Genomic DNA, 25778 nt, shown 5'->3' on the forward strand with positions numbered 1-25778 from the left:
ACCGAGAAATGTTGACAACTCTTTTATATAGTAGAAAAAAGCCAATCTTCCATAACGGAAGATTGGCTTTTTTATTATTGATAAATCTCTTTATATTTCTTATACTCTGCTTCAGAGCATAGTACGAAATGTCCTGGGCGAATTTCACGCATTGTCGGTGCTTCACTAGCATAATCATGCTGAGATGGATCGTATACGATACGTTTACGATTGCGCTCATAATCTGGATCTGGAAGCGGAATTGCTGATAATAGTGATTTCGTATATGGATGAATTGGATTCGCATATAACTCTTCACTTGTTGTTAGCTCAACGATTTGACCACGGTACATTACGCCAATGCGGTCACTAATGTATTTTACCATTGATAAATCATGGGCAATGAATAAGTATGTTAAACCTTTTTCCTTTTGTAACTTTTTCAGTAAGTTTACAACTTGCGCCTGGATTGATACGTCAAGTGCTGAGATTGGCTCATCGGCAATGATAAATTCAGGCTCTACAGCAAGTGCGCGGGCGATACCGATACGTTGACGTTGTCCACCTGAGAATTCATGCGGGAAACGGTTTGCGTGCTCTTTATTTAAACCAACTGTGATTAATAATTCATGAACACGGTCCATACGCTCTTTTTTACCTTTTGCTAGTCCGTGAATATCAATACCTTCTGCAATAATATCCCCTACTGTCATACGAGGGTTTAATGATGCATATGGATCTTGGAAAATCATTTGCATTTTACGGTTGAATTTCTTCAGCTCTGCACGTGATTTTTTACCATGTACATTTTCACCATCGAACAACACTTCACCAGCAGTTGCATCATATAAACGAATAATCGTTCTTCCAGTTGTCGATTTACCACAACCTGATTCTCCTACAAGACCAAATGTTTCTCCGCGGTAAATATCAAATGAAATATCATTAACCGCTTTGACAACACCACCACTCACGTCGAAGTGCTGTTTTACATTTTTTACTTCAATTAATTTCTCACGTTGTTTAGTCATGTTGTTCACCTGCTTTCATTTGAAGAATGCGTTTTTCAACGACTGCCGGTGGTTTTACTTCTGGAGCTTGCTCGTGAAGTAACCAAGTTGCCGCATAGTGTGTATCACTTACTTTAAATAAAGGTGGGTCCATTTCAAAATCAATTTTCAATGCCTGTGGATTACGTGGTGCAAAAGCATCTCCCTTTGGCGGCTTTAATAAATCTGGAGGCGTTCCAGGGATTGCGTATAACTCTTCTTCTGAACCATCTAAACTTGGCATAGATGCGATTAAGCCCCAAGTGTATGGATGTTTTGGATTGTAGAAAATTTCATCAACCGTTCCAATTTCAACAACTTTACCTGCGTACATAACTGCTACGCGGTCCGCAACGTTTGCCACTACACCTAAGTCATGTGTAATGAAAATGATTGCCGCTTCTGTTTTTTGCTGAATGTCCTTCATAAGCTCTAAAATTTGCGCCTGAATTGTAACGTCTAGCGCTGTTGTCGGCTCATCGGCAATTAATAATTTCGGGTTACAAGCTAACGCCATCGCAATAACTACACGCTGTCTCATACCACCTGAGAATTGGTGAGGATATTGTTTTAAACGCGCTTCTGGATTCGGAATACCTACAAGGTCGATTAATTCTAACGCAACTTTACGTGCGTCTGCTTTACTCATCCCTTGGTGTTTAATAAGACCTTCCATAATTTGATTCCCAATTGTCATCGTTGGATTTAATGATGTCATTGGATCTTGGAAAATCATCGCGATATCTTTCCCGCGCACTTGCTGCATTTCTTTTTCTGTCAGTTTCGTTAAGTCACGACCTTCAAATACGATTTCACCGTTTTTAATACGCCCTGGAGGATTCGGAATTAATCCCATTAACGCTTTAGAAGTAACTGATTTACCAGAACCAGATTCTCCTACAATCGCTAATGTTTCTCCTTTTTTCAAATCAAAAGTAACACCGCGTACAGCTTGTACTTCACCTGCATGTGTATCAAAGGAGACTTGCAAATCTTTTACCTCTAGCAATGTTTTCATTTTTACTTCTCCCCTCTTTTACTTACGCATTTTTGGATCTAACGCGTCGCGTAATCCGTCTGCCATTAAGTTGAATGCTAAGATTAACATACTGATGACAACCGCTGGGATGAACATCATATGTGGATACGTTTGAATTGATTTATAACCATCGTTTACAAGAGAACCAAGTGATGCGAATGGTGGCTGAATACCTAAACCGATGAAGCTTAAGAACGCCTCACCAAACACTGCTGTTGGAATTGTAAACATTGTCATTACGATAATTGGTCCCATTACGTTCGGGATTAAGTGTTTTACAATTAATTGTGTATTTGTTGCACCTAATGTACGAGATGCTAATACATATTCTTGATTTTTTAATTTCAGGATTTGTCCACGAACGATACGTGACATCCCTATCCAACCTGTAATCGCCATTGCTAGTGTAATTGACCATATACCAGATCCCATAATGATTACCATTAAAATAACGATGATTAAGTATGGAATACCGTTAATAATCTCCATAACACGTTGCATAATATTATCTACTCTACCGCCATAGAACGCTGAAATACCTCCATAAGCAACCCCAATTACTAAGTCAATCGCCGCTGCTAAAAGAGCGATATATAATGATACACGCGTACCTTCCCATGTTCTTGTCCATAAATCGCGGCCAAGATCATCTGTACCAAACCAGAAATACTCTTTAATATCACGTTTTTCATATTGGTCAACACCATATTGATCTGTACCGTCAAATGGTAGCCAATGAACATTTTCAATAACAGGAATTTTCGGTGGTAATTTCGCACGACCTAAGTCTTGCTCTTTATAAGAATGCTTACTTACCATCGGTCCTAAGATTGCTAGTAATATAATAAGCGCTAATAAAACGAAACCGAACATTGCTCCTTTATGTTGGAACAAACGTCTTCTTACATCTTGCCAAAACGTTAAGCTTGGACGGGCAATGACTTCATTATCAACATTATTTTGATTGGCTTGTTGAAATAAATCTGGAGATAATTTTTGTACATCTTTCATCATTTTTTCCCTCCCGCTAAACGAATACGAGGATCAATAATTCCGTATAAAATATCGACAATGAAAATAACTAAGATGAAAATCGCACTATAGAAAATTGTAGTTCCCATAATAACTGTATAGTCATTCACTGTAATAGATTTAACGAACTGTTCCCCTAGTCCTGGTACAGCATAAATTTGCTCAATAACTAATGTCCCTGTAATTAAACCTGCAACCATTGGTCCTAAAATTGTTACTACTGGAATTAACGCGTTACGAAGTGCGTGTTTAATAATGATAACACCTTGGCTAATTCCTTTCGCTTTCGCTGTTAAAATGTAATCAGCTTGCATAACTTCAATTAACTCTGCACGAGCAAAACGTGCGATTGTTGCGATAACTGCCATCGATAAAGCGATTGTAGGCATTACGGTAAACTCTGGTCCTTTCCAGAATGCTACTGGGAACCACCCAAGTTTTACCCCTACGAAATATTGTAGTAATGCGGCGAATACGAACGATGGTACCGACATCCCGAGTACGGAAATAATTGTCGCCCCATAATCGACCCACGTATTGTTACGAAGTGCCGCAACGATTCCTAAAATTAAACCGATAAATGTTCCTAATATAATCGCTTGTAAACCAAGTTGTGCTGATGGTCCAATGCGATCCACAATCATATCTGTTACTGGACGGTTATCATATTGGAATGATACCCCTAAATCACCTTTTGCTAAGTTACCTAAGTAACGTGCATATTGAACTGGTACTGGATCATTTAAGCCATATTTTTCAAGAATGATTTCTTTTTGTGCCGGTGATAGTTTCTCCTGGTTTTTAAGCGGAGAACCCGGAAGTAATTTCATCAAAAAGAAAGTCAGTGTAGTAATTAAAAATAATGTCAAAGCCATGTACACGAAACGTTTTAATACATAACGTCCCATAGTCAAGCACCTCCCCGTTTTTCTCAAAAGCAATAAGATAGTTTAAAATATTCTTACTTTTATTTTTTTAAAATAAGAGCATATGCCCATCATAGGCATATACCCTTATTCATGATGGAAACCATTTTTAGTTTTTTAGTTCAACCCACTTATAGCTAAATTCTCCGCCATATTTATGTTCTAATAGGCCAGTAATTGAGCCACGTTGTAAATAAGCTTTTCCTGGTTGATATACTGGAGCAATCGCTGCATCTTCAAGCAGTTGTTTTTCTGCTTGTAATAATGCATCCCAGCGAGCTTGTACATCAACTTCTGTTTTCGCTTTTTTAATTAAATCATCATACGCTGCATTTGCGTAATTTACTTTGTTTTGCGCATTACCTGTCGTATACATTTCAAGGAATGACATTGGATCCATATAATCTGGACTCCATCCCGCGTATGACATTGCGTAATCTCCACTTGCTTCAAGTTTTAATTTTTGTGCAAATGGCTGCATTTTTGTTGAAACTGTTAAACCTGGTAAGTTCTTTTCAAATTGGCCTTTTAAATACTCTCCGATTTTTTTAGCATCATCAGTATCAAAGTTTAATAGCTCTAACTCTACTTTGTCTACACCAAGTTCTTTTTTACCAGCTTCCCAGTATTTTTGAGCTTCTTTAATATCCTCTTTGATAAGCTTTCCGTTTTCTTCACGGAAGTCTTTTCCATTCGGACCTTTTGCTAAGCCTTTCGGAACAAAACCATATATCCCCTCTGAACCATCGTTTAAGATAACTTTCCCGATATTTTCACGCTCAAAGGACATTGCAATTGCTTTTCGGATATTTTTATTTGCTAAAAATTTATTCTTTTCATTTAAGCGAATAAATTGTGTAGATGGTCTCTTAATCGTTTTAAAGTCAGCATCTGATTTGTATTTGTCTACAAACTCTGATGTTAAGACTACACGATCAATGGCTTTCGTTTCATATAAATTTATAGCAGTTGAACGATCCTTAACAATATTGAAGTTTATTTCCTCAAGTTTTACTTCTTTATTTTCCCAATACGTTGGATTTTTCTTAAGTTGGAAACTTTGTTCATGCTTCCATTCATTTAATACGAATGGACCATTATAAAGTGTCGTATTGGATTCTAATCCAAATTTTGCTCCTTGTTCTGTTACAAACTTCTCATTCAAAGGATACAATGTTGGATAGACTGTTAAACTTACAAAATAAGGAACAGGGTTATCTAATTCCACTTCAAGTGTATGATCATCAATTGCCTTTACACCAAGTTCTTCAACTGGTAATTCTTTTTTGTTAACTTTCTCCGCATTTTTAACATCAAATAGTATGTAAGCAAACTTGGCACCCGTGTTTGAATCTACAGCTCTTCGCCAAGAATAAACGAAGTCTTTCGCTGTTACAGGTTCACCATTAGACCATTTCGCATCTTCACGTAACTTAAATACATACTTTTTGCCATCTTCTGATTTCTCATAAGATTTAGCGACACCTGGAACAAGCTTATCGTCTTTCCCCAGACGATATAATCCTTCCATTGTGTTATTCATGATGTTAGAAGATGCTGCATCTGTTGATAACGTCGTATCCATAGTTGGGATTTCAGCTGTCTCGGTTAGATTTAACACTTGCTTGTTTGAGGATTTTTCTTTTGCGCCTGCTTTATTATCCTCTTTTTGGTAACTACAAGCTCCTAACATACTGACAGTCAACGTCGATGCAAGTAATAACGGTATCTTTTTCTTCATGTTGTGTTGCCTCCCCTAATTGCACTTCCTGTACCCTCACTTGTAAAAATGTAGAATTGAAAGAATAATCTCCAAGTTTCTACAATTTTCATTATACATATAATATAACAATTGTGAATATAGTTTTTTGTTTTTTTGTTAAAATTTTTAATAAAATGTTTATTTTTTTATTTTTTTGTAAAGGGATACGTTAACATTGCTACCATCATCTTGAAATCAGACCTTTAATTGCGTATAATTTTCAAAAAATTAATTCTAGTACATATTATAGCTTTTATAGTATAATAATTCTAGTAATATTTTGACGGAGGGGAACATTTTGAATAAAGTTTTTTTTCATACTTGTATACTAATTTCCATAGCGATAATCGCTTCTAGTATTGGCGCATTCCTCGTTTCATCGCAATTTTTGTTGAATTTTGTCAATATATCGTTTTATGTCGCACTATTTTTTATTCTTATAGGCGGTTTTTTATTCATATTTCAAAATGGATTTTTTAACGTAACAATTTACGCCTTCCAAAGAGTATTTGGTACGAACAAAAAAATTGAGTCTTTAATTGAAGAAGTAGAGGAACCTGCCGATAAGAAAGAACGTATTTATAAAACATATTCATTCAAATGGACGTATCCAATTTGCATTACCGGTATCGTTCTTGGGTTGTTCTCGACCCTCATTAGTTTTACTATTTTGATGTAGTTTGCAAACACTATCCCATATGATATAATAATCAGCAAAACATTTTGTTATAAAACTTTAGTTCTTTCATATTAAAAGAGCTTAGGTAACAATAAATAAATTTATATGTATGCGATGATAAAGAAGAGTACATATTGAGGCAATTTCAGAGAGCTTGTGGCTGGTGTGAACAAGTAATTGCGCAGTATGGAATGGGCTTTTGAGCACCAAACCGAACCGAAAGTAGTAGGCTTTGGCGTTATATCCAAACGTTATTATGGATTAGAGAGATTTCACAGTAGTGAAATAATTAGGGTGGTACCGCGGTCCATTCGTCCCTATAGTTTTTGGGATGAATGGGCTTTTTTGTTTGCCTTCTCTTCCCCATCACGCATTCAAATTTAGGAGGAATTACTTATGTCAGTTATCTTTTCTGGTATTCAGCCGAGTGGAACGATTACACTTGGAAACTATTTAGGAGCTATGAAGCAATTTACAGAGCTTCAAAATGAACACGACTGTTATTTCTGTATTGTAAACCAACATGCGATTACAGTACCTCAAGATCCCGTACAACTTCGTAAAAACATTCGCAGTCTTGCTGCACTTTATGTAGCATGTGGCATCGATCCTGAAAAAGCTACTTTATTTGTACAATCAGAAGTACCAGCACACGCTCAACTAGGATGGATTATGCAATCAGTTGCTTACGTTGGAGAATTAGAGCGTATGACGCAATATAAAGATAAATCTTCTGGTAGAGATTCAGTTCCAGCTGGATTACTAACGTATCCACCATTAATGGCTGCTGATATTTTACTTTACAACACTGAAATTGTACCTGTTGGTGATGATCAAAAACAACATATGGAATTAACACGCGACCTAGCAGAGCGTTTCAACAAACGCTTCCGTGAAGTGTTCACTGTCCCTGAAATTCGTATTCCAAAAGTAGGAGCTCGCGTTATGTCATTAACAGAACCTACGAAAAAAATGAGCAAATCTGATCCGAATCCAAAAGCAATGATCAGTATGCTTGATGAACCAAAAACAATTGAAAAGAAAATTAAAAGTGCTGTAACTGATTCTGAAGGTATCGTGAAATTTGATAAAGAAAACAAACCTGGCATCTCTAACTTATTAACAATCTACTCTTCATTCTCTGGAAAAACAGTTGAAGAAATCGAAGCAATGTACGAAGGAAAAGGATACGGCGACTTCAAAGGCGACCTAGCACAGGTAGTCGTAGAAGCAATTCGTCCAATCCAAGACAAATATAACGAACTAATCAACTCACCAGAACTAGACGAAATTCTAGACAAAGGTGCAGAAAAAGCAAACCGCGTTGCATTCAAACAACTACGCAAAGTAGAAAACGCAATGGGACTAAGTAGAAAACGTAGGTAATGTAAAAAGCGGAAGCGGCTCGCTTAGAATGTGAGGGGGATGGAGCTCCTGACGTAGAGGCGTTTTTTGCCTCGCAGGAAGGCGCGAAGTCACCGAACATTCTTGCCGCCGGAGCTAAGTTACAACAAATTAAAAAAACCGCCAATTGGCGGTTTTTTAATTTACCTTTTGCTCGTTTTCCATTTCCCATAACTTTTCAAAAAATGGCTGTCCTTTTACGAGACGTTCACATAATTGTTCGTGCTTCTCAGACCAGCCTGTTTTCGCTTCATCATACAGTTTAGCCCAAATATCTTCAAATTCCATATGTTGAACCATTCCGTATGCTGATGGATCCCACTCTGTGAACCAATAGCGAATTTCTGCTGTGTTTTTCGTTGTATGTAATTGATCTAACGCCATAAATAATAATTGTTTCAGCTGTCTTTCTTTACGAGTTAAGCCATTCATAATGAAAGGTGATGGTGATAAAATATGATGTTCTTTTTCCATTTCTTCTACTTGGAACTCATACTTTTCTGCTTGTACATTTTCTACCATCTCATATACCATCTGCTCTTGGCGCGGTATAAGTCTGCTCTTTCGAATTGGTACATTGTAACCAATTGTGTCGATCGCAATAATTCCTTTTCCATCTGTAACAACAAAGCAATACTCCTGCTGCAAACGTTCATGATTTTTACGAATATATGCCTTATGATGTACGTCTTCCAACAATTTTTGCGGAAGCTCTAACAATTCGTCCTCGATGTAATGATATAATGTGGCATCTACTTTTAATAATGGCACTTGATCTAATAGCTCAATCGTATCATCTTTCCGCCATTCGTAAAAATGACAAACGTTATACCCATTCTCTTCACCTTCAAACCAATTTACCCATACATCATGTAGATATAACATTCACTACCCCTCACTTCACTACTGTTTGTATCAATCATTATGTTCAATTTTTCTTAACTTTATTCCACCTAAGGAAATATATTCTAATTATTATTTTTTCTTCTATTAATACTAAAAAAAACAGGAAATAGAGCTCCTGTTTTTTATATATGAAATGTATTTGCTTTATTCAATATTTCTTTTGCATCTATAGATAATAAAGAAAGTGTATCTTCTCCTTCCAATGTTACACAATCTTTGACAATATGAAATCCAAGCGCATAACCAAGCATCTTCGGATAAGAGTGAAATCCATTTAATAAGATGTCGTGCTCCCTTGTTCCTCGTTTTATACTTATTCTTTCATGTACAACATTTTTCCAATAATAAATAGCCTCTTCTTTTGAAAGATACGTCGTCCACGGTGCATTGTTTTTTTCTGAATATCTTTCCGTTACCGCTTGCTCAGCTAGCCCTTCCATAATCATCGTATCAAGTAATGTATATTCTGTTTCTTTCGTCTCAATTTGATGTAACCTGCATATGTGATGATATTCATGCGCCAATAACACCTTTAATTCTTCCACCGAATTCCGTCCACATACGAATAAGAAAATAACGTGACGCATAGATAATCCAGCTCTACCGTTATACTCTTCTTGTATAGTTCGATTATATGAATCTGATAATAAAATAAAGACAGGGACATCCGGACCTTTTAACCAATTTTTTAGTTTCTCATACTCCGTACGTAACTCTTTCCAAACTTCCTTTTTCTCTAACTCTTTAATTTCTCGTTCTCCTCGCATAACAGGGCGATACATACCTTTAGAAATTAAAAAGCGATACAACCTTTCTTTTGGCAGCGGGATATACTTCGTAAACTTTTCACACAGCTTTTCTGGCCGTCCATAATATAGATGTAACCACTCAGCAGTTTCAACAATCCCCATCTTTATCCCTCCTTTTTCTTATGTATATGCAAAAGGAGAAAAAGGCGTAAAAATAAATAAGGAGTTTTTTCGCAATATAGTGCGAAAAAACTCCTTATCTCATCTATTATTTATACGATTTAAATACTAATACTGCGTTATGACCACCGAATCCTAGTGAGTTACTTAATACTGCATTTACTTCTTGTTGTCTCGCTTTATTCGGTACGTAATCTAAGTCACATTCTGGATCTGGTGTTTCATAGTTAATTGTTGGAGGGATTACTCCGTCTGTAATTGATTTAATTGAGAAGATCGCTTCAACAGCACCAGCTGCTCCTAATAAGTGACCTGTCATTGATTTCGTTGAGCTAATTGCTACTTTGTACGCATGCTCACCGAACGTTTCTTTAATTGCCATCGTTTCATACTTTTCATTCGCATCCGTACTTGTACCGTGCGCATTAATGTAATCAATATCTTCTGGCTGTAGACCTGCATCTGCTAAAGCTTGACGCATTGCACGCACGCCGCCTTCACCGCCAGGAGCCGGCATTGTAATATGGAATGCATCACCAGTTGCACCGTAACCAGCGATTTCCGCATAAATGTGAGCACCACGAGCTAATGCGTGCTCTAATTCTTCAAGAATTAAAATACCTGAACCTTCACCCATTACGAAACCACTACGGTTTTTATCAAACGGACGGCAAGCTGTTGCTGGATCTTCATTAAATGTTAATGCTTTCGCTGAACTAAATCCTGCAAATGCCATACTTGTTAACGGCGCTTCAGCTCCGCCTGTTATCATCGCATCAGCATCACCACGCTGAATTGCTTTAAATGCATCACCAATTGAGTTTGCACCAGATGCACAAGCCGTTACAGAACAAGTGTTAATTCCTTTTGCTCCTGTTGCGATCGATACTTGACCTGCTGCCATATCTGGAATCATCATCGGTACGAAGAATGGGCTCACGCGGCGCGGACCTTTCTCAGTAAAAATCTTAAATTGTTCTTCGTATGTTTCCATACCGCCAATACCAGAACCAATCCATACACCAATTCGAGGTCCGTTTTCTTCTGTAATTTCAAGCTTTGCATCTGCAACTGCCATTTTCGCTGCTGCTACTGCATATTGTGTAAAGCGATCCATACGGCGCGCTTCTTTTTTATCAATATATTTCTCGACTTCAAAGTCGTTAATTTCTGCTGCTACTTTTGCTGGAAACAGTTCCGGATCAATTCTTGTAAGTCGTCCGATTCCAGATACACCCTTTTTAATGTTTTCCCACGCTGTTTCAACATCTGTTCCGATCGGTGTAACAGCTCCTAGTCCTGTAATTACGACCCTCTTTTTCTCCATACAAAATACACTCCTTTTTTTCTCTCAGTCCTTATTTACCCCAACGAAGAGCAACTGCTCCCCATGTTAATCCGCCGCCGAAACCAACAAGTATAATTAAATCACCATCTTGAATACGTCCATTTTGCAATTCCTCTACCATTGCAATTGGAATTGAAGAAGCTGATGTATTACCAAACTTTTCAATTGTCATACTCATTTTTTCTTGTGGTAAATTTAATCTCTCTCTTGCAGATTCCATAATACGAATATTCGCTTGATGTGGTACTAAAAAATCCACATCCTCTTTCGTAAGTCCCGCTTTTTCTAACACGCGAAGACAGGAATCACCAAGTTGGCGAACAGCAAATTTAAAGACTTCTCTGCCGTTCATCATAACATACTCGTCTTGATAAAGATGCTTACCGCCGCTTCCGTCTGCTCCTAATTCGAAAGATAGAACGCCTCTTCCTTCTGAAACAGCCCCCATTACGATTGCACCAGCTCCGTCTCCAAATAGTACTGCTGTATTTCGATCATTCCAGTCTACAATTTTAGATAGTTTATCACTACCAACTACTAATACATTTTTATAAGTTCCCGTTTGAATAAATTGCTGCGCTGTAATCATTCCGTACATAAAACCAGCGCACGCTGCACTTAAATCCATTGCGGCTGCGTGTTTTGCGCCAATGGCTTCTTGAATGACACAAGCTACTGCTGGGAATGCGCGATCTGGTGTTACTGTTGCCACTAAAATCAGATCGATATCCTCTCCGCTAATCCCGGCATCTTCAAGTGCTTTTTTAGAAGCCTCTACCGCCATATATGAAGTATCTATTGTATCATCGGCAATGCGTCTTTCTGCAATTCCCGTTCTCGTACGAATCCATTCATCAGATGTATCTACGATTTTCTCTAAATCGTGATTTGTGACTACTTTTTCTGGCACATATCTTCCGATCCCTAAAATGCCCACGTTCACATCGCAGCCCTCCGTTTTATATCAATTATTATGACTTGGTACTAATTTTAAAACATAAATGTATTTTTGTCTAGAATATATTTCAGCTAAACCATAAATCCAGCATTATTCACTTTATTGTTTATTAAAAGAAACAGAAACATACCTTTCCTGTTTCTTTTGAAATATAAAAAGGCCCGAACCGCTTCTATCCACGGTTCGAGCCTCTCTTCCCTTCCAAAAAAGAAAATTTTATTCTTTATCTGCTTTCCCAAGCTCATATGCTTCGTTCATAACTTTCATCAATAACTCTAATACTGGTTGTGCTTTCTCCATATCAAGCGCAATTCCATTCGAATCTAAGATGGCCTTTGCTTCTGGTAAATGCTTCATTGCGATTTGTAAAAATTGCATGCTTTTCTCATTCATATTATGTTCTTCCTCTCCATTAAAACTTTCACATACATAGTGTAACACGCTCGCTATCCTTCGTATAACTCTTTATATTTTTTCATATGTGCCAATTGTTTATTTAAACCGTATTCTAACGGGGTATTTCTTTTTATCGAAATAACCTCGACAGCATCATTTCGTTCTTCCTCATTCTTTTTATTCACTTTATCCGTTGCACGTAAAAGGTTCATACCTATTTTCCATAATGACTTTTTACCACTAAGTAAATTGTATATGCCGAGATGCTCCTCGTTCATTCCATTTTCCCATAAGTATTCACATACATCTTCCACGTACAATAGATCACTTCCATTTTCCTCACTCGCATAATAGCACTCTTTCTCATCCAGTTCTGATAAAATGAGCTGATGATACATCATAAAAGATGGTTGCCATGGCCCATATAATGTAGGAACTCGAAATACACTATATGGTGCCTCTCCTTTTTTCAATCCTTCTTCCACTTTCAAAAATAAACGTTTATTTTCAGATTCATCTGCGTTTCCTACTTCAATAGAAGAAATTAGATTTAACTTCACTTTCTGCTCTGCACACATTCTTATAATCCGCTTTAAATACTGTAATATAACTCTTTCATTCCGAAAACCACTTTGTTGATTTGGCTCATACAAGCAAAAGTAAACCGTATCGAACTTCTCTCCTTCTACTGATCTCCATCCATCTTCATCTCTTATCGAATAATACGTAAATAACGCATTTCGTCCAATCAACAATAACTTCTCTTCATTAATTTTTGTCATATTCTCGAATTCATCAAAATCAAGACCGTACACTTCTACTTCTTCTGCAATCATTTTATTCACAAGGTGATAACCTACAAACGTAAGTGCACCTATAATTAGCACGCGCTCCATACCACCAACCCTTTCTCCTTGAAACAAATAGCTCCTCATTTATGTATATGGGAGCTTCACAATTCTTCTTCATATTTTTTAAAGAAATCAGTCGTTTGCCTAACCATTTTATATTTCACATCTTGCAGATGGAATAAGACAGAAGTATCGCATTGATTGAATTGCCTCATTTTCTCATATTTACGTAACAACTGTTTTCTTCCTCTTTTTTCTTGTGTTGATACGAAAACTTTAACAGGTACACAAGACGGAAGAAGCGTAAATGATTTCTTATTTATTTTGGATTCTAATTCTTCTTCTTTGGAATCATACGCCAAACTTAATTCCTTCACTAATCTTTTGTAAAAAAACTTATGCTCTTTTTCAAACTCCACATATTCTGGTAAATCTAAACACGGATTTAACATAACGACAGAGCGTATACATTCAGGGTATTTGTTCATCATTTCAAGTGCTACAAGTGCACCCATACCATCTGCCATAATGTGCATTTTCGCATTTAATGTCTCTTTTCTCAAAACAACATCATATAAACGTTTTGCTAGACGAACAGATTGGTCGTTTCCCCAATGTCTTCCGTATAAATTAGAGGAAAAGACCGTGTAGCCTTCCTCAATAAGGCCATGTAAAAAATAAGATCTACCTGCATGCTGTGTCCATAAACTTGTACCATTCTCAATAAAGTAGTTATAATCACCGAGAAGCATAACAGAAAATCCATTTGGCTTCTCCGGTAAATAAATGACACATGGTTCTTTTTCTAAATAAAAAAAACGTTCCGTAATACTCATTTTTCCCCCGCCTTATTTTCTAAACGTATAAAAGTACTCTTCTATAATGTATGAACGGAATGCAAATTTGCGTTGAAAAATCTACAAATATTTTTCTATATTCTTTTTTCAATTGTGTTACAATAAGGACAGATTGAACGAATAGAGGTGTAAAATATGCGTTTCATTTGGGCATTAATTTGGTCGTTCGCGCTTGTACATATGATGAGCTACGTAATCGGCTCTATGACTGGCGGTACATACGATTTTAACCAAGCGTCTATTTTCTCAGTTGTTCTTGCGGTATTTGTACTAGCAATTTCAGCTACAATTCCAAACGAGCCAGTAGAACAACACTAAAAAAAGAGTCCGGATTTTATCCGAACTCTTTTTTATTTTACTTTACATGAACGACTAATTCGTTATTTTCTACATCAACAACTACGTGATTGTTATCAGTAATTGTTCCTGCAATTAATTCTCTCGCTAATTTCGTCTCAACTTGACGCTGTACATATCGTTTTAATGGACGAGCTCCGTACATCGGATCAAAGCCAGCTTCTACAACAAATTCTCTCGCTGCGTCTGTTAATTCTACTGTAATATGACGGTCAGCTAAACGCCCTTGTAATTCTTTTACAATTTTATCAACAATACCTTTAATTTCATTCGTTGTAAGAGGTTTGAATAAAATAATTTCATCGACACGGTTTAAAAACTCTGGTCGGAAATGTCCTCTTAATTGCCCCATTACAAGTTCTCTTGATTCCTCTTTAATTGAGCCATCTGCTTCTAATCCATCTAACAAATGAGCAGATCCAATATTTGAAGTCATAATAATAACCGTGTTTTTAAAGTCTACTGTACGTCCTTGAGAATCTGTAATGCGTCCATCATCTAACATTTGTAATAAAATGTTAAATACTTCTGGATGTGCTTTTTCGATTTCGTCTAACAAAATAACTGAATACGGTTTACGTCTTACCGCTTCTGTTAATTGACCGCCCTCTTCATACCCAACATATCCAGGAGGCGCACCAATTAAGCGTGACACAGCGTGTTTCTCCATATACTCAGACATGTCGATACGAATCATTTGCTCTTCACTATCGAATAAAGACTGTGCTAACGTTTTTGCAAGTTCTGTTTTACCAACACCTGTCGGTCCTAAAAAGATGAAGGAACCAATTGGACGGTTCGGGTCTTTAATACCAGCGCGTGCACGAAGAACTGCGTCTGATACTAAGCTTACCGCTTCCTCTTGTCCGATGACACGCTCTGATAAAATTTGCTCTAAGCGTAGTAATTTCTCGCGTTCACCTTCAACGAGTTTTGCGACAGGAATACCAGTCCAGCGTGAAACAATATCAGCAATCTCTTCTTCACTTACTTCCTCACGTAATAAGCGATTCTCTTGTTTATTATGTGCACCCATTTCTTCCGCTTCTTTTAACTCTTTTTCGATAGCTGGAATTTTCCCGTGACGAAGTTCAGCTGCTTTATTTAAATCGTAATTTCCTTCTGCTTCTTCTAACTCACGGCGCAAGCGCTCTAAATGTTCACGTAAGTCACGCACTTTATGAATGTCTTCTTTTTCTTTCTCCCATTTCGCTCTCATACCACTTGCAACTTCTTTTAAATCCGATAATTCACGTTGCAACGTTTTCAGGCGTTCTTGGCTACCAAAGTCCTTCTCTTTTCCAAGAGCCGCTTCTTCAATTTCCAGCTGCATAATGCGGCGCGTTACTTCATCTAATTCTGTCGGCATAGAATCAATCTCTGTTCGAATCGTTGCGCACGCTTCGTCAACAAGATCAATCGCTTTATCTGGTAAGAAACGATCCGAAATATATCGATCTGATAAAACGGATGCTGCTACAATCGCGCGGTCATGAATATTTACACCATGATAAATTTCAAAGCGCTCTTTTAAACCACGTAAAATGGAAATTGTATCTTCAACAGTTGGTTCTTCTGCTAATACTTGTTGGAAACGTCTTTCTAGCGCTGGATCTTTCTCAATATATTTACGATACTCATCTAACGTTGTCGCCCCGATACAATGCAGTTCACCACGCGCAAGCATCGGTTTTAACATATTTCCTGCGTCCATCGCACCTTCTGTTTTACCAGCGCCGACGATTGTGTGAAGTTCATCAATGAATAATAAAATGCGACCTTCACTCTTTTTAATTTCATTTAATACAGCTTGCAGACGCTCTTCAAACTCACCACGGAATTTCGCTCCAGCTACAAGCGCACTCATATCTAATGCGAAGATTGTTCTATCTTTTAATCCTTCTGGTACATCCTTCTTCACAATACGCTGTGCTAATCCTTCAACGATTGCTGTTTTACCAACACCGGGTTCACCAATTAAAACCGGGTTGTTTTTCGTTTTACGTGAAAGAATGCGGATTACACGTCGAATTTCACTATCGCGACCGATAACAGGATCAATTTTCCCTGCTCTCACTTCCGCCACTAAATCACGACCATATTTTTCTAACGCTTCATAAGTTGCTTCTGGATTTTGACTAGTCACTCTTTGATTCCCCCGAACTGTCATTAAAGACTGTAATAAGTTATCTTTTGTAATGTGAAATCTTGTAAGTAATTGATTTATATCGCCTTTTTCTTCTGAAAAAGCAAGCAATACATGTTCAACTGAAATGTAGTCATCTTGCAATTTCTCTGCTTCTTTTCCTGCTCTTACAAGTAGTTGTTGCAGAGCACCTGTTATATATAATTTTCCTACTTCTGCACCGCTTCCCGTTACAGAAGGTTTTTTCTTAATTAAACTTTCGACGCCTTGCTTTAACGCTTCTATATCGACATTCATTTTTTGAAAAATACGCACTGCTAACCCATCTTGCTCTTCTAATAATGTAAACAAGAGATGAACAGTATCTACTTCTTGATGATGATGAGATACCGCTAAAGATTGGGCACTCATAATCGCCTCTTGTGTTTTTGTTGTCATTTGATTTAAGTCCATCTTTACAGTCCTCCAAATGTTTGACTTTCTTTGACCTTTAATTTGATTATACGCCAACTGACTTTTTTATACAATAATTTTGCTTATGTATTTTCAAACTTATTATTGGAAAAAGAAAAAGGGAACATTCATTATACAACTGAAAAATATACGCAATGCATAACGACAAAAAAGCCGCAATAATGATTGCGGCTCCTGTTACGGTTTTCTTTTATATGTCCACTGACGGTTATGATTCGCGTTATCTGGAAACTTTTCACCCGCAGTTAATTTCACCATTTGCGGATCTTTTACCATACTTCCTGTTTCACCAATTTCTACGTAAATGCCATCGTTTGGCGCTTTTTGTCCAGAACGAAACCTGCGATTTTGTCCCATTTCCATTCTCCTTCCATGACGTCTTTTCCTCATTAGTATATCCATTTTAAAAGAAAGCTTTTCTGTCATGTTTAGGAAACAAGTACTACATTTCGTTCTTGTACATATACATGAATGATACAAGCTTAGGAAGGGATTTCTTTCCTATTTGTAGAAAAAAAAGAAACCAACCTACTATAGGCCAGCTTCAAAGGAGAGTCAAACATATACGAGAAGATTACATGTTCATTATAAGCCTCATCACACGAGCAATGTAACCCTTTTCACAATTTGTACATAATGAAAGAAACATTGTTTGAACTTTCTAAAAAGTTGTTGACTTTTCTTAATTTCCAGCGAGAAATAGTAGACACCACAGCACTTTGCGACGTAAGATGGATATATAGTGAACTTTCCATCTTTGGTGTTCTCACCCAGTTTAACCTCTTATTTCTGCATATTAAAAACGGAAATATAGATAGAAACAAAAAAATTATTATAAGAGGTGAAATTATGAATAAACAGCATTTAATCGCATTAGACTTAGACGGCACTTTATTAACAGACAACAAAATAATTTCCACTCGAACAAAACATACAATTGCAAAAGCAAAGGAACAAGGACATATTGTCGTTATTTCAACAGGACGTCCATTCCGTGCTAGTTTTGATTACTATAAAGAACTTGGTCTTAACACACCAATCGTAAACTTTAATGGCGCTTACGTACATCATCCTCTTGATTCAAAGTGGGGAACACATCACTCTCCTCTTGAGCTAGCAACAGCCCAAGAAATTGTCCGAGCTTGCTTTGATTTTGGTGTGAAAAATATATACGCTGAAGTAATGGACGATGTGTATGTTCGTGAAATTGATGAAGATAAAAAACATATTTTCGAATTCGGTTCTCCAAATATTTTTACAGGAGACTTATTAAATATTTTAAACGATCATCCAACCTGCTTATTAATTGACGCACATGACGAGCATTCCAGTGCAATTCGTCAACATTTAACTGATATGCATGCTGAAGTAATCGACCATAGAAAATGGGGCGCACCTTGGCCGATTATTGAAATCGTAAAAAACGGGTTAAATAAAGCTGTCGGATTACAAAAAATTTCTAGTCATTACAACATTCCACAAGAGCGAATTATCGCTTTCGGTGATGAAGATAACGACTTTGAAATGATTGAATTTGCTGGTCATGGCATCGCAATGGGTAATGCAATTCCTGAATTAAAATCACTCGCAAATCATACGACATTAACGAATGAAGAAGATGGTATTGCGCTATATTTAGAAGAGGTTCTTGGATTATAATCTAAAAATTCCCTGCTTATAGTTTCTCGCCAAACGCTCATACTATTATTAGACGCCGGATTATCGCGTCGATTGTTTTCAGCTAAATAAAGGGGGTTTTTCGAATGGGTAAAAAGAACAAATCAAAACGTTTTATCCAACAAGGAGCCGATGCTGTTATGAAGCATGATGCAAGATTCCCGTACAGAGGTACATTAGCTGAGGCAGAAAAAGCGAGAAGTAACTCTTCTTTTGGAGGGGTTTAAATGGGGAACTTACTATTCCAACAAGCTAGAGATGCCGTTGCAAATGCCGTATCTTGTTCAAGCGGTACTGAGCAACAAGATCTCGTATATAGGGCAAAAAACGCTTTGCACTCTGCTTATGCAAACTCTTCAACAGCTGAAAAAGTTCAGCTACGCGAAATGCAAGAGCAGTTACAAAACATTACGAATTTACATTAAAAAAGAGGACCAGCTTTGGTCCTCTTTAATCTTTTCGAAACAAGCCAAACACCCCAACCGTCTGTAATACGTTTGTAAATGCACCTGGGTCCACTTGCCTAATAACCCTTTCTAATTCATATAACTCATAACGCGTAATAACAATCATTAACATTTCCTTATTTTCATTTGTATAAGCGCCTGTTGCTGGTATAGTTGTAATCCCCCTCACTAAGCGAGAATGAATCGCCTTTCGTACATCTGCCCCATTCTTCGTAACGATTAGTGCTGTAATTTTCACATGACGCGTATGAATCGCATCGATAATTCGCGTTGACACATACAAAGTCACCAAAGTATATAATGCTTTTTCCCATCCATACACATAGCCAGCCGCAATAATGATCAGTGCATTAAAGAAGAAAAAATACGTACCGACAGGCTTATCTTTAATCTTTGATAAAATCATGGCGATTATATCTAAACCACCTGTAGAAGCCCCCCACTTCAACGCAATCCCTACCCCAATCGCCGAAATAATCCCACCAAAAATCGCATTTAATATAATATCGTTCGAAACTGCTCTAACCGGGATAATTTCTAGAAACAAAGTCATAAATATGACGCAAAGAAAACTAAAGAAAGTAAAGGCCTTTCCAACCTTTTTCCATGCTAAAATAACGACGGGAATATTAAACAAACTAAACAATACCCCCGTTGATATGTGAATAGATAAAAAGTCACCTAATATTTGCGATAACAATTGGGACAATCCAGCAAAGCCACTCGCGTACACTTTCGCTGGCGTTAAAAATAAATTCATTCCAATCGCGTTTAACAAACCTGCGACGATTACAACGATTAACTTCTTTATAAGTTCGGTATAATTCAACTTCAAATCCATTTCGAATCCACCTTTATTATTCATGAATGCACTGCTATACATAGTCTTTACGAAAAAGGAAATGATAAACGTACAACGTTTAGAAATGGAGTTGATACATATGCCACATACGAGTGATAACGACAAAAAAGCACGCGATAATAATGCAAAGCGTACACAAAAAAATGAGCAAGAACAAAAAAATATTCAGCAAGGTAAGCGTTCCTATTCTAAAAAGACCGATCACCTTTGATTCCATCGTACATCAACAATATTGTTGATGTACTTTTTTTACATTTTACAGGGAAAAAACATTAAAAATTCACTTCATGTTCACTTCTATATTCTACAATAGCGATAACATATTCGGATGAGGTGTTGGCATGAGAGGGAAATACATTTTCATTATTACTGCACTAATAAGTATATTAATGCTAGCTGCTTGTGGACAAAAAAACAGCTCAGCTACAGTCGCTACAGCAACAGACTCAACCATTAAGAAGAGCGACTTCGAAAAACAGTTGAAAGATCGTTACGGAAAAGACATGCTATACGAAATGATGGCACAAGACGTTATCACGAAAAAATATAAAGTATCTGACGATGATGTAGATAAAGAAGTACAAAAAGCGAAAAAGCAATACGGCGATCAATTCACAGCTGTACTAGAAAACAATCGTTTAAAAGATGAAGCTGATTTCAAAAATCAAATTAAGTTCAAACTTGCTATGAATGAAGCAATTAAGAAAAGTGTTACAGAAAAAGACGTGAAAGACCACTATAAACCAGAAATTAAAGCGAGTCATATTTTAGTAAGTGACGAAAATGAAGCGAAAGAAATAAAGAAAAAATTAGATGCTGGCGCTTCATTTGAAGAATTAGCAAAACAAGAATCACAAGATCTACTATCAAAAGATAAAGGTGGAGACCTTGGATACTTCAATTCAGGCAGAATGGCGCCTGAATTTGAAACAGCTGCCTACAAACTAAAAGTCGGACAAATTAGCAATCCCGTTAAATCACCAAACGGCTATCACATTATTAAATTAACTGATAAAAAAGATTTAAAGCCTTATGATGAAGTGAAAGACTCTATTCGTAAAAACTTAGAAGCAGAACGTATTGCCGATCCTACATTCAGTCACAAGTTAATACAAAAGGAATTAAAAAAAGCAAATATTAAAATAAATGATAGTGAATTAAACGATACATTTTCTCTTATATTTGAGCAGGGAAACTAAAAAAAGCATGGTCTTATTTAAAAAGATAAGACTGTGCTTTTTTAATCTTTCATCAATACTTTCAACTTTTTCTTTAAGCTTTTATAATGCCAATTGATATGATCTAATTCTACCTCCACTTCAATTAACGTATCTATTAAGTCTTCTTTAGACTGCTGCGAGTTCATAATATTTTCAAGCAATCGCTCGAATTTTTCAGTGCTCTCATATATATCATGTAAATCAACCGCTGCTATTTCACGTTCTTTTTCTGGGGATAATACTGAAAGCCGGTTTATTAATTGTTCTAGTACATTATCTTGCACTCTCGTACCTTCCTTTCAATATCTCATCTATTCTCTCTTGATCTCTTGTAACTAAAAGTGTGCAAAATTCATCAGAAACTATTAAAACATTTCATTACACTTACTTTGTCTATGAACCTACTACACTGAACTAGACAAAAAAATTAAGGTCAAGTAGACTACAACTAATATCTTTCATTTAACCCCGAATCTATTAATACCCATCATTTGACCTCAATGAAATAGAATATAACGGACACTATTAAAAAAGATAATCCAAATATCAATAGACGGACCAGTATAGAAATTGATGATAGAGGCGTAAAATACAATGCATAGAGAACAGCAAATGGAATTAAAAACATAGCTAATGAATACACCTTACTCCTAATAATAAGCCCAATAAACTTTACTCCGAAAAAGGCCATTACTATGATTCCATACATCCATATTAGTCGTTCATCGAATTCAGTCACTATATCACCCCTCATGAATCTCTTCTCAAAACCTATAGACATCTAATCTTCAGCTAATTGACCTTAACTTTCCTACTGTCACCATAATAGATAGAAGGAATGCGTTATTTAAAATAAAAAAGTGTATCCAAAAATCAAACTATTTGTTTAGATTTTGAGATACACCGAATCGGCTTTACTTTTCTTTTTCAAAAATACCAGCTAAGATGAAACTAATCCCTAGAAAAATTACAATTATCGTGTTAATTGCGTAACCCAAGAACGACATATATGAAGTAAAACTTACTAGAATTGTATATATGAGACTTACTACTAATACTATTGTAGCCAGATAGTTTTTCCTTTTCAACATAATCACCAATAATGCTACAATAAAAACAACATTATATATACTAATCATTGTATGTGTCGTCTCCATTTTATTAATCTATCTCCTTCTTTTCTTAGAATTAATTTTTTTCGGCTCATAATCTTTATATCCTTTTTTATACCCTTTATAATATCCATCTACAAAAGTCACCGCATCCGGAATCATTCCTATCACGCCAACAGCTTTACTACCAGCAAACAATGCTCCTTTAGCAGCTGATTTCGCTGCATTTTTTATTATTTGCTGTTTGGCAACACGCTGTCCGGGAGATAAGTTTGCAATTTGGTTTTTCGATTTATTTTTAGATGTTTTCCATCCATAAATTGTACCTGCACCAAAAGTTAATACCTTATTCGCTACATTTCCAAACCCAACAAATCCTGCATAACTATTTCTTACCGCAATTACTCCAGACTTAACTCCCTTAAAATGTGCATACGCTGTACGATTATTATAATATGGCATTGGTGTCGTCCCCCAAGGCCGATATGCCCAATGCCCATCCGGATCCACCATCATCACCGGATTATTATCACCATACGTATACCCATTCTGCGTTACTGGATCATCTTCATCACCTGGATCAGGATCCACCGACAAGAACACACCATGGTCTGGATTATAGTATCTCGCAATTAAGTAATACATACCAATCTCTTTATCATACATGTATCCTGCATATCCAAATGGATTATCTGCTGCGATACCTTTCGCTTCGCTCTTTAGGACGTTCCCCCATGCATCATATTCATAGCTTGCGACTATTTGTCCGTCCTTGTCGGTCATTGCTATTACGTCACCGCGCGGGTTATAGTGGTAGTATACCGATTGATCTTGGATTTTCATTGCTAGGCGGACACCGTCTTTGTTGTAAACGGCGGTGCCGTTTCCGCCAGTCCATTCATCGGTATAGAAGTAACAATTAATGCAACTACCATAAGCTATATGAAGTACCTATACCACTTTTTCTTAACTTGCTTCTTTTCCATACATTCACCCCTAATTCGCATCGGTTTTATTCTTACAATTAACAATTTAAAGAATTTTCTAAGGGGCTTCAACATAAAAACGACAATATCGTAACGTTTTTTCAAAAATGTATATTTTCCGACAATTTACCATTTTATATTCCTTTTTCCTTATAAATACAGTAAAATATTTGTAGATTAAACGTTTTATTACACCTTATTTACTTTTTATCTACTTTATAATAAAAAAGAACTATCTCTTCTCTTAAAAATTTAGAGAAAAAATAGTTCTTTTTTCATTCACTTTATTTCTTAAAGTAAGTCCAACCTTCTTCTTGGTAAACCTTCTCTTCTTTCATCAACTTACCAAGTGCACGCTTAAATGCAGCCTTACTCATATTGAAACGTTCTTTAATGTCTTCTGGGTTGCTCTTATCCCAAAACGGCATCGCTCCGCCTCGTTCTTCCATATATGCATAAAGTACTGCAGCATCATCTTCCATTCCTTCTTCTTTACGAGGAAGAAGTGAAATATTAATTGTACCATCATCTTTCACGTCAATAATACGACCTGTTACACGTTCACCGATGCGGACTTGTTCTTTTCTTTCAGTATGGTGTAAGAAAGCACGGAAATGCTCATCAGTTAGTATGAATGAACCAACTTGAAGTGAACGATACACACGTCCATTGACGTTTTTATTACGCATAGATGGCGTCGCATCTACGATAATTTCTTGCATATCACTGTCTCTTGCCGGAAGAGCGATAAGGCGATCACGATTCGTTAATTTTAACGTACAATATAATTCGTCTCCAACCTCTGGCCATACTGGCATATAAATCGGGAACTCATCAGCTGGGATTAGTATATCTTTTGATACACCAATATTAACAAACACACCTAAACTAGGAATAACTTCTACAACCTTTACCCAGTTCCAATCAAAAGTTGTAATAAGCGGCTCCTTCATTGTTGCTGAAATACGATTTTGGTGATCAAGGTATAAGAATACATCAATCGTATCGCCTTCTGCAATTTCTCCAACTAATTCGTTTTTATGTAAGAAGATTTCTTCTTCTTCATTCCCAACCATATAGCCGATTTCCGTTTCGCGTAAAACAGTTACCTGTTCAATCGATCCTAATTGTAAATACATATTTTTTAATTCCCTTCTATATATATAATTAACTTTTTTATATTTTTTATCATTCCAAACAAAAGTTAATTATAACACGATTTTTCCTTTATTTGTCCAACTGCCCAAAATTCACTATAATTAAATAAAGACTTTATCTATAGGACTATATTACCCTACAGATGATCCGTCAAAACACTTAAGTTGCAACACTCTATCTAATCGATGTATTTTCCGCTATACTTTAATATGTATATTACATAGCCTATTTAGGTGCATGAAAAGATAGAAATTTATTTGGAGGTGCTAACTATGGCAAAAGATAGTTCTTTTGACATCGTTTCGAAAGTAGAATTACCTGAAGTAACAAACGCAATTAACATCGCATTAAAGGAAATCCAAAACCGATATGACTTTAAAGGAAGTAAAAGTGATATTAAATTAGAAAAAGAAGTACTAGTTTTAACTTCTGACGATGAGTTCAAATTAGACCAAGTAAAAGACGTTCTAATTTCTAAACTTGTAAAACGTAACGTTCCAATTAAAAACTTGGATTACGGAAAAGTTGAAGCTGCGACTGGTAACACTGTTCGCCAACGCGCAACACTTCAACAAGGTATCGATAAAGATAACGCGAAAAAAATTAACAACATCATTAAAGAAATGAAATTAAAAGTAAAAACACAAGTACAAGATGACCAAGTACGTGTTACAGCGAAAAGCCGTGATGACTTACAAGCAGTTATCCAGCAGTTCGCAGTAGCGGTAGAGAAAATATTACAAAGTCTAAGATTACGAGCAATCGGATAGTTAGAATGAGTATTTAATTATTATGCATAAATGAAGAAGGTCCTTTTAATAATCGGCGCAAAAACCTCCCTCCCCACTCAAATGTAACAAATTATGAGTATAAGAATATTTTCCACCCTTTCATGTAATGTAAAATTAGTAAGGAATTTATTTTATGAAAAAATGTTAATTAAACAAGAGTTAGAAGTGGTTATTTGAAGAAATTAATACTATGTTTTTTATTAACTACATTCTGTCTATATATTGCAGGGTGTTCTAATAATATAACTACACCCGAGGATACACCTAAAACTTCAACACCTGCGAAGTGTAAATACATCAACAAAGCTTGGTATAAGAAACCTATAAAATGTAATAATTGATGATATAAGTTATAAAAAAGACACCGTAAGGTGCCTTTTTTTATAGAAATTAATAAGATATTCATCAGAAAT

26 protein-coding genes, 1 pseudogene and 1 other annotated feature are annotated in these 25778 nt (G+C 36.3%); of the genes and pseudogenes, 9 read left to right on the plus strand and 18 right to left on the minus strand.

The window, feature by feature from the left end:
- Positions 1-74: 74 nt before the first annotated feature.
- The 5 genes from DN392_RS06100 to DN392_RS06120 all read right to left on the minus strand — a co-directional run bounded on the left by DN392_RS06100 (position 75) and on the right by DN392_RS06120 (position 5766).
- The gene (locus DN392_RS06100) at positions 75-1010 is read right to left on the minus strand and encodes an ABC transporter ATP-binding protein (protein ID WP_000166340.1); all 936 of its coding nucleotides are present in this window, start codon (positions 1008-1010) and stop codon (positions 75-77) included.
- Entirely contained in the window at positions 1003-2046 is a 1044-nt protein-coding gene (locus DN392_RS06105; protein WP_000854346.1) for an ABC transporter ATP-binding protein, read from the minus strand. The genes DN392_RS06100 and DN392_RS06105 overlap by 8 nt, the downstream gene beginning before the upstream one ends.
- An 18-nt stretch (positions 2047-2064) precedes the next feature.
- Complete coding sequence (gene opp3C, locus DN392_RS06110; protein ID WP_000974096.1) at positions 2065-3081, minus strand: oligopeptide ABC transporter permease; 1017 nt, start codon at positions 3079-3081, stop codon at positions 2065-2067.
- Entirely contained in the window at positions 3078-4007 is a 930-nt protein-coding gene (gene opp3b / locus DN392_RS06115) for an oligopeptide ABC transporter permease (RefSeq protein ID WP_000534165.1), read from the minus strand. The genes opp3C and opp3b overlap by 4 nt, the downstream gene beginning before the upstream one ends.
- 127 nt (positions 4008-4134) lie before the next feature.
- Complete coding sequence (locus DN392_RS06120; protein WP_000727226.1) at positions 4135-5766, minus strand: peptide ABC transporter substrate-binding protein; 1632 nt, start codon at positions 5764-5766, stop codon at positions 4135-4137.
- A gap of 319 nt (positions 5767-6085) precedes the next feature.
- On the opposite strand from DN392_RS06120, the gene DN392_RS06130 reads away from it, so the two are divergent.
- The gene (locus DN392_RS06130; protein WP_001045005.1) at positions 6086-6466 is read left to right on the plus strand and encodes a DUF3899 domain-containing protein; all 381 of its coding nucleotides are present in this window, start codon (positions 6086-6088) and stop codon (positions 6464-6466) included.
- 105 nt (positions 6467-6571) lie between these two features.
- Positions 6572-6788, plus strand: a binding site (T-box leader).
- Positions 6789-6862: 74 nt separating this feature from the next.
- The gene (gene trpS, locus DN392_RS06135) at positions 6863-7852 is read left to right on the plus strand and encodes a tryptophan--tRNA ligase (RefSeq protein WP_000110999.1); all 990 of its coding nucleotides are present in this window, start codon (positions 6863-6865) and stop codon (positions 7850-7852) included.
- A gap of 156 nt (positions 7853-8008) precedes the next feature.
- On the opposite strand, the gene DN392_RS06140 is transcribed toward trpS, so the two are convergent.
- The 7 genes from DN392_RS06140 to DN392_RS06170 all read right to left on the minus strand — a co-directional run bounded on the left by DN392_RS06140 (position 8009) and on the right by DN392_RS06170 (position 14094).
- Positions 8009-8755, minus strand: a complete 747-nt coding sequence (locus tag DN392_RS06140; protein ID WP_000966116.1) for a YjbA family protein — start codon at positions 8753-8755, stop codon at positions 8009-8011.
- 143 nt (positions 8756-8898) lie between these two features.
- Complete coding sequence (locus tag DN392_RS06145; RefSeq protein WP_064449375.1) at positions 8899-9687, minus strand: DUF2268 domain-containing putative Zn-dependent protease; 789 nt, start codon at positions 9685-9687, stop codon at positions 8899-8901.
- 106 nt (positions 9688-9793) lie between these two features.
- Entirely contained in the window at positions 9794-11032 is a 1239-nt protein-coding gene (fabF, locus tag DN392_RS06150; protein WP_000412643.1) for a beta-ketoacyl-ACP synthase II, read from the minus strand.
- A gap of 31 nt (positions 11033-11063) precedes the next feature.
- Positions 11064-11996 carry a beta-ketoacyl-ACP synthase III gene (fabH, locus tag DN392_RS06155; RefSeq protein ID WP_001100551.1) on the minus strand — a complete coding sequence of 311 codons (933 nt, stop codon included), beginning with the start codon at positions 11994-11996 and terminating at the stop codon, positions 11064-11066.
- Between the two features lie 231 nt (positions 11997-12227).
- On the minus strand, positions 12228-12404 hold the full coding sequence (locus DN392_RS06160; RefSeq protein ID WP_001003337.1) for a ComZ family protein: 177 nt from the start codon (positions 12402-12404) through the stop codon (positions 12228-12230).
- 53 nt (positions 12405-12457) lie between these two features.
- The gene (locus tag DN392_RS06165; protein ID WP_000486168.1) at positions 12458-13330 is read right to left on the minus strand and encodes an NAD-dependent epimerase/dehydratase family protein; all 873 of its coding nucleotides are present in this window, start codon (positions 13328-13330) and stop codon (positions 12458-12460) included.
- A gap of 29 nt (positions 13331-13359) precedes the next feature.
- Positions 13360-14094 (minus strand): lipase family protein, encoded by a 735-nt coding sequence (locus DN392_RS06170; protein WP_000028707.1) that lies wholly within the window; start codon positions 14092-14094, stop codon positions 13360-13362.
- 156 nt (positions 14095-14250) lie between these two features.
- On the opposite strand from DN392_RS06170, the gene DN392_RS06175 reads away from it, so the two are divergent.
- Positions 14251-14433, plus strand: a complete 183-nt coding sequence (locus tag DN392_RS06175; protein WP_001211110.1) for a YjzD family protein — start codon at positions 14251-14253, stop codon at positions 14431-14433.
- A 37-nt stretch (positions 14434-14470) separates the two neighbouring features.
- Here DN392_RS06175 and clpB read toward each other — a convergent pair whose 3' ends face one another.
- Positions 14471-17071: an ATP-dependent chaperone ClpB gene (gene clpB / locus DN392_RS06180; RefSeq protein ID WP_064449374.1), complete on the minus strand. Its 2601-nt coding sequence runs from the start codon at positions 17069-17071 to the stop codon at positions 14471-14473.
- A gap of 198 nt (positions 17072-17269) precedes the next feature.
- Positions 17270-17449, minus strand: coding sequence for a YjzC family protein (locus DN392_RS06185; protein WP_000531420.1), 180 nt, complete (start codon positions 17447-17449; stop codon positions 17270-17272).
- A 492-nt stretch (positions 17450-17941) separates the two neighbouring features.
- Between DN392_RS06185 and DN392_RS06190 the strand changes: the two genes are divergently transcribed.
- The 3 genes from DN392_RS06190 (at position 17942) to DN392_RS06200 (ending at position 19194) form a co-directional block, all read left to right on the plus strand.
- The gene (locus DN392_RS06190; RefSeq protein WP_001041224.1) at positions 17942-18751 is read left to right on the plus strand and encodes a Cof-type HAD-IIB family hydrolase; all 810 of its coding nucleotides are present in this window, start codon (positions 17942-17944) and stop codon (positions 18749-18751) included.
- A gap of 104 nt (positions 18752-18855) precedes the next feature.
- Positions 18856-18996 carry a hypothetical protein gene (locus DN392_RS06195; protein WP_000516816.1) on the plus strand — a complete coding sequence of 47 codons (141 nt, stop codon included), beginning with the start codon at positions 18856-18858 and terminating at the stop codon, positions 18994-18996.
- Complete coding sequence (locus DN392_RS06200) at positions 18997-19194, plus strand: DUF3813 domain-containing protein (protein ID WP_000527398.1); 198 nt, start codon at positions 18997-18999, stop codon at positions 19192-19194.
- Between the two features lie 25 nt (positions 19195-19219).
- On the opposite strand, the gene DN392_RS06205 is transcribed toward DN392_RS06200, so the two are convergent.
- Complete coding sequence (locus DN392_RS06205) at positions 19220-20077, minus strand: YitT family protein (RefSeq protein ID WP_000364451.1); 858 nt, start codon at positions 20075-20077, stop codon at positions 19220-19222.
- A gap of 100 nt (positions 20078-20177) precedes the next feature.
- Between DN392_RS06205 and DN392_RS06210 the strand changes: the two genes are divergently transcribed.
- Together DN392_RS06210 and prsA are read left to right on the plus strand one after the other, a co-directional pair.
- On the plus strand, positions 20178-20309 hold the full coding sequence (locus DN392_RS06210; protein WP_001120852.1) for a DUF3941 domain-containing protein: 132 nt from the start codon (positions 20178-20180) through the stop codon (positions 20307-20309).
- A gap of 130 nt (positions 20310-20439) precedes the next feature.
- Positions 20440-21297 (plus strand): peptidylprolyl isomerase PrsA, encoded by an 858-nt coding sequence (gene prsA / locus DN392_RS06215; RefSeq protein WP_064449372.1) that lies wholly within the window; start codon positions 20440-20442, stop codon positions 21295-21297.
- Between the two features lie 41 nt (positions 21298-21338).
- Here prsA and DN392_RS06220 read toward each other — a convergent pair whose 3' ends face one another.
- From DN392_RS06220 to DN392_RS06240, 3 genes and pseudogenes are all read right to left on the minus strand, one after another.
- Positions 21339-21602 (minus strand): hypothetical protein, encoded by a 264-nt coding sequence (locus tag DN392_RS06220; protein WP_064471077.1) that lies wholly within the window; start codon positions 21600-21602, stop codon positions 21339-21341.
- An 882-nt stretch (positions 21603-22484) separates the two neighbouring features.
- Positions 22485-23363, minus strand: a pseudogene (locus DN392_RS30670) (RHS repeat domain-containing protein); the annotation flags it as partial.
- A gap of 337 nt (positions 23364-23700) precedes the next feature.
- Positions 23701-24555, minus strand: a complete 855-nt coding sequence (locus DN392_RS06240; protein WP_000281279.1) for a CvfB family protein — start codon at positions 24553-24555, stop codon at positions 23701-23703.
- Between the two features lie 291 nt (positions 24556-24846).
- Here DN392_RS06240 and DN392_RS06245 point away from each other — a divergent pair, with 291 nt between their 5' ends.
- Complete coding sequence (locus DN392_RS06245) at positions 24847-25344, plus strand: YajQ family cyclic di-GMP-binding protein (protein ID WP_255447877.1); 498 nt, start codon at positions 24847-24849, stop codon at positions 25342-25344.
- Positions 25345-25778: the final 434 nt, after the last annotated feature.

The organism is Bacillus sp. BB51/4 (genome assembly GCF_008368845.1).
Classification (GTDB): Bacteria; Bacillota; Bacilli; order Bacillales; family Bacillaceae_G; genus Bacillus_A; species Bacillus_A wiedmannii.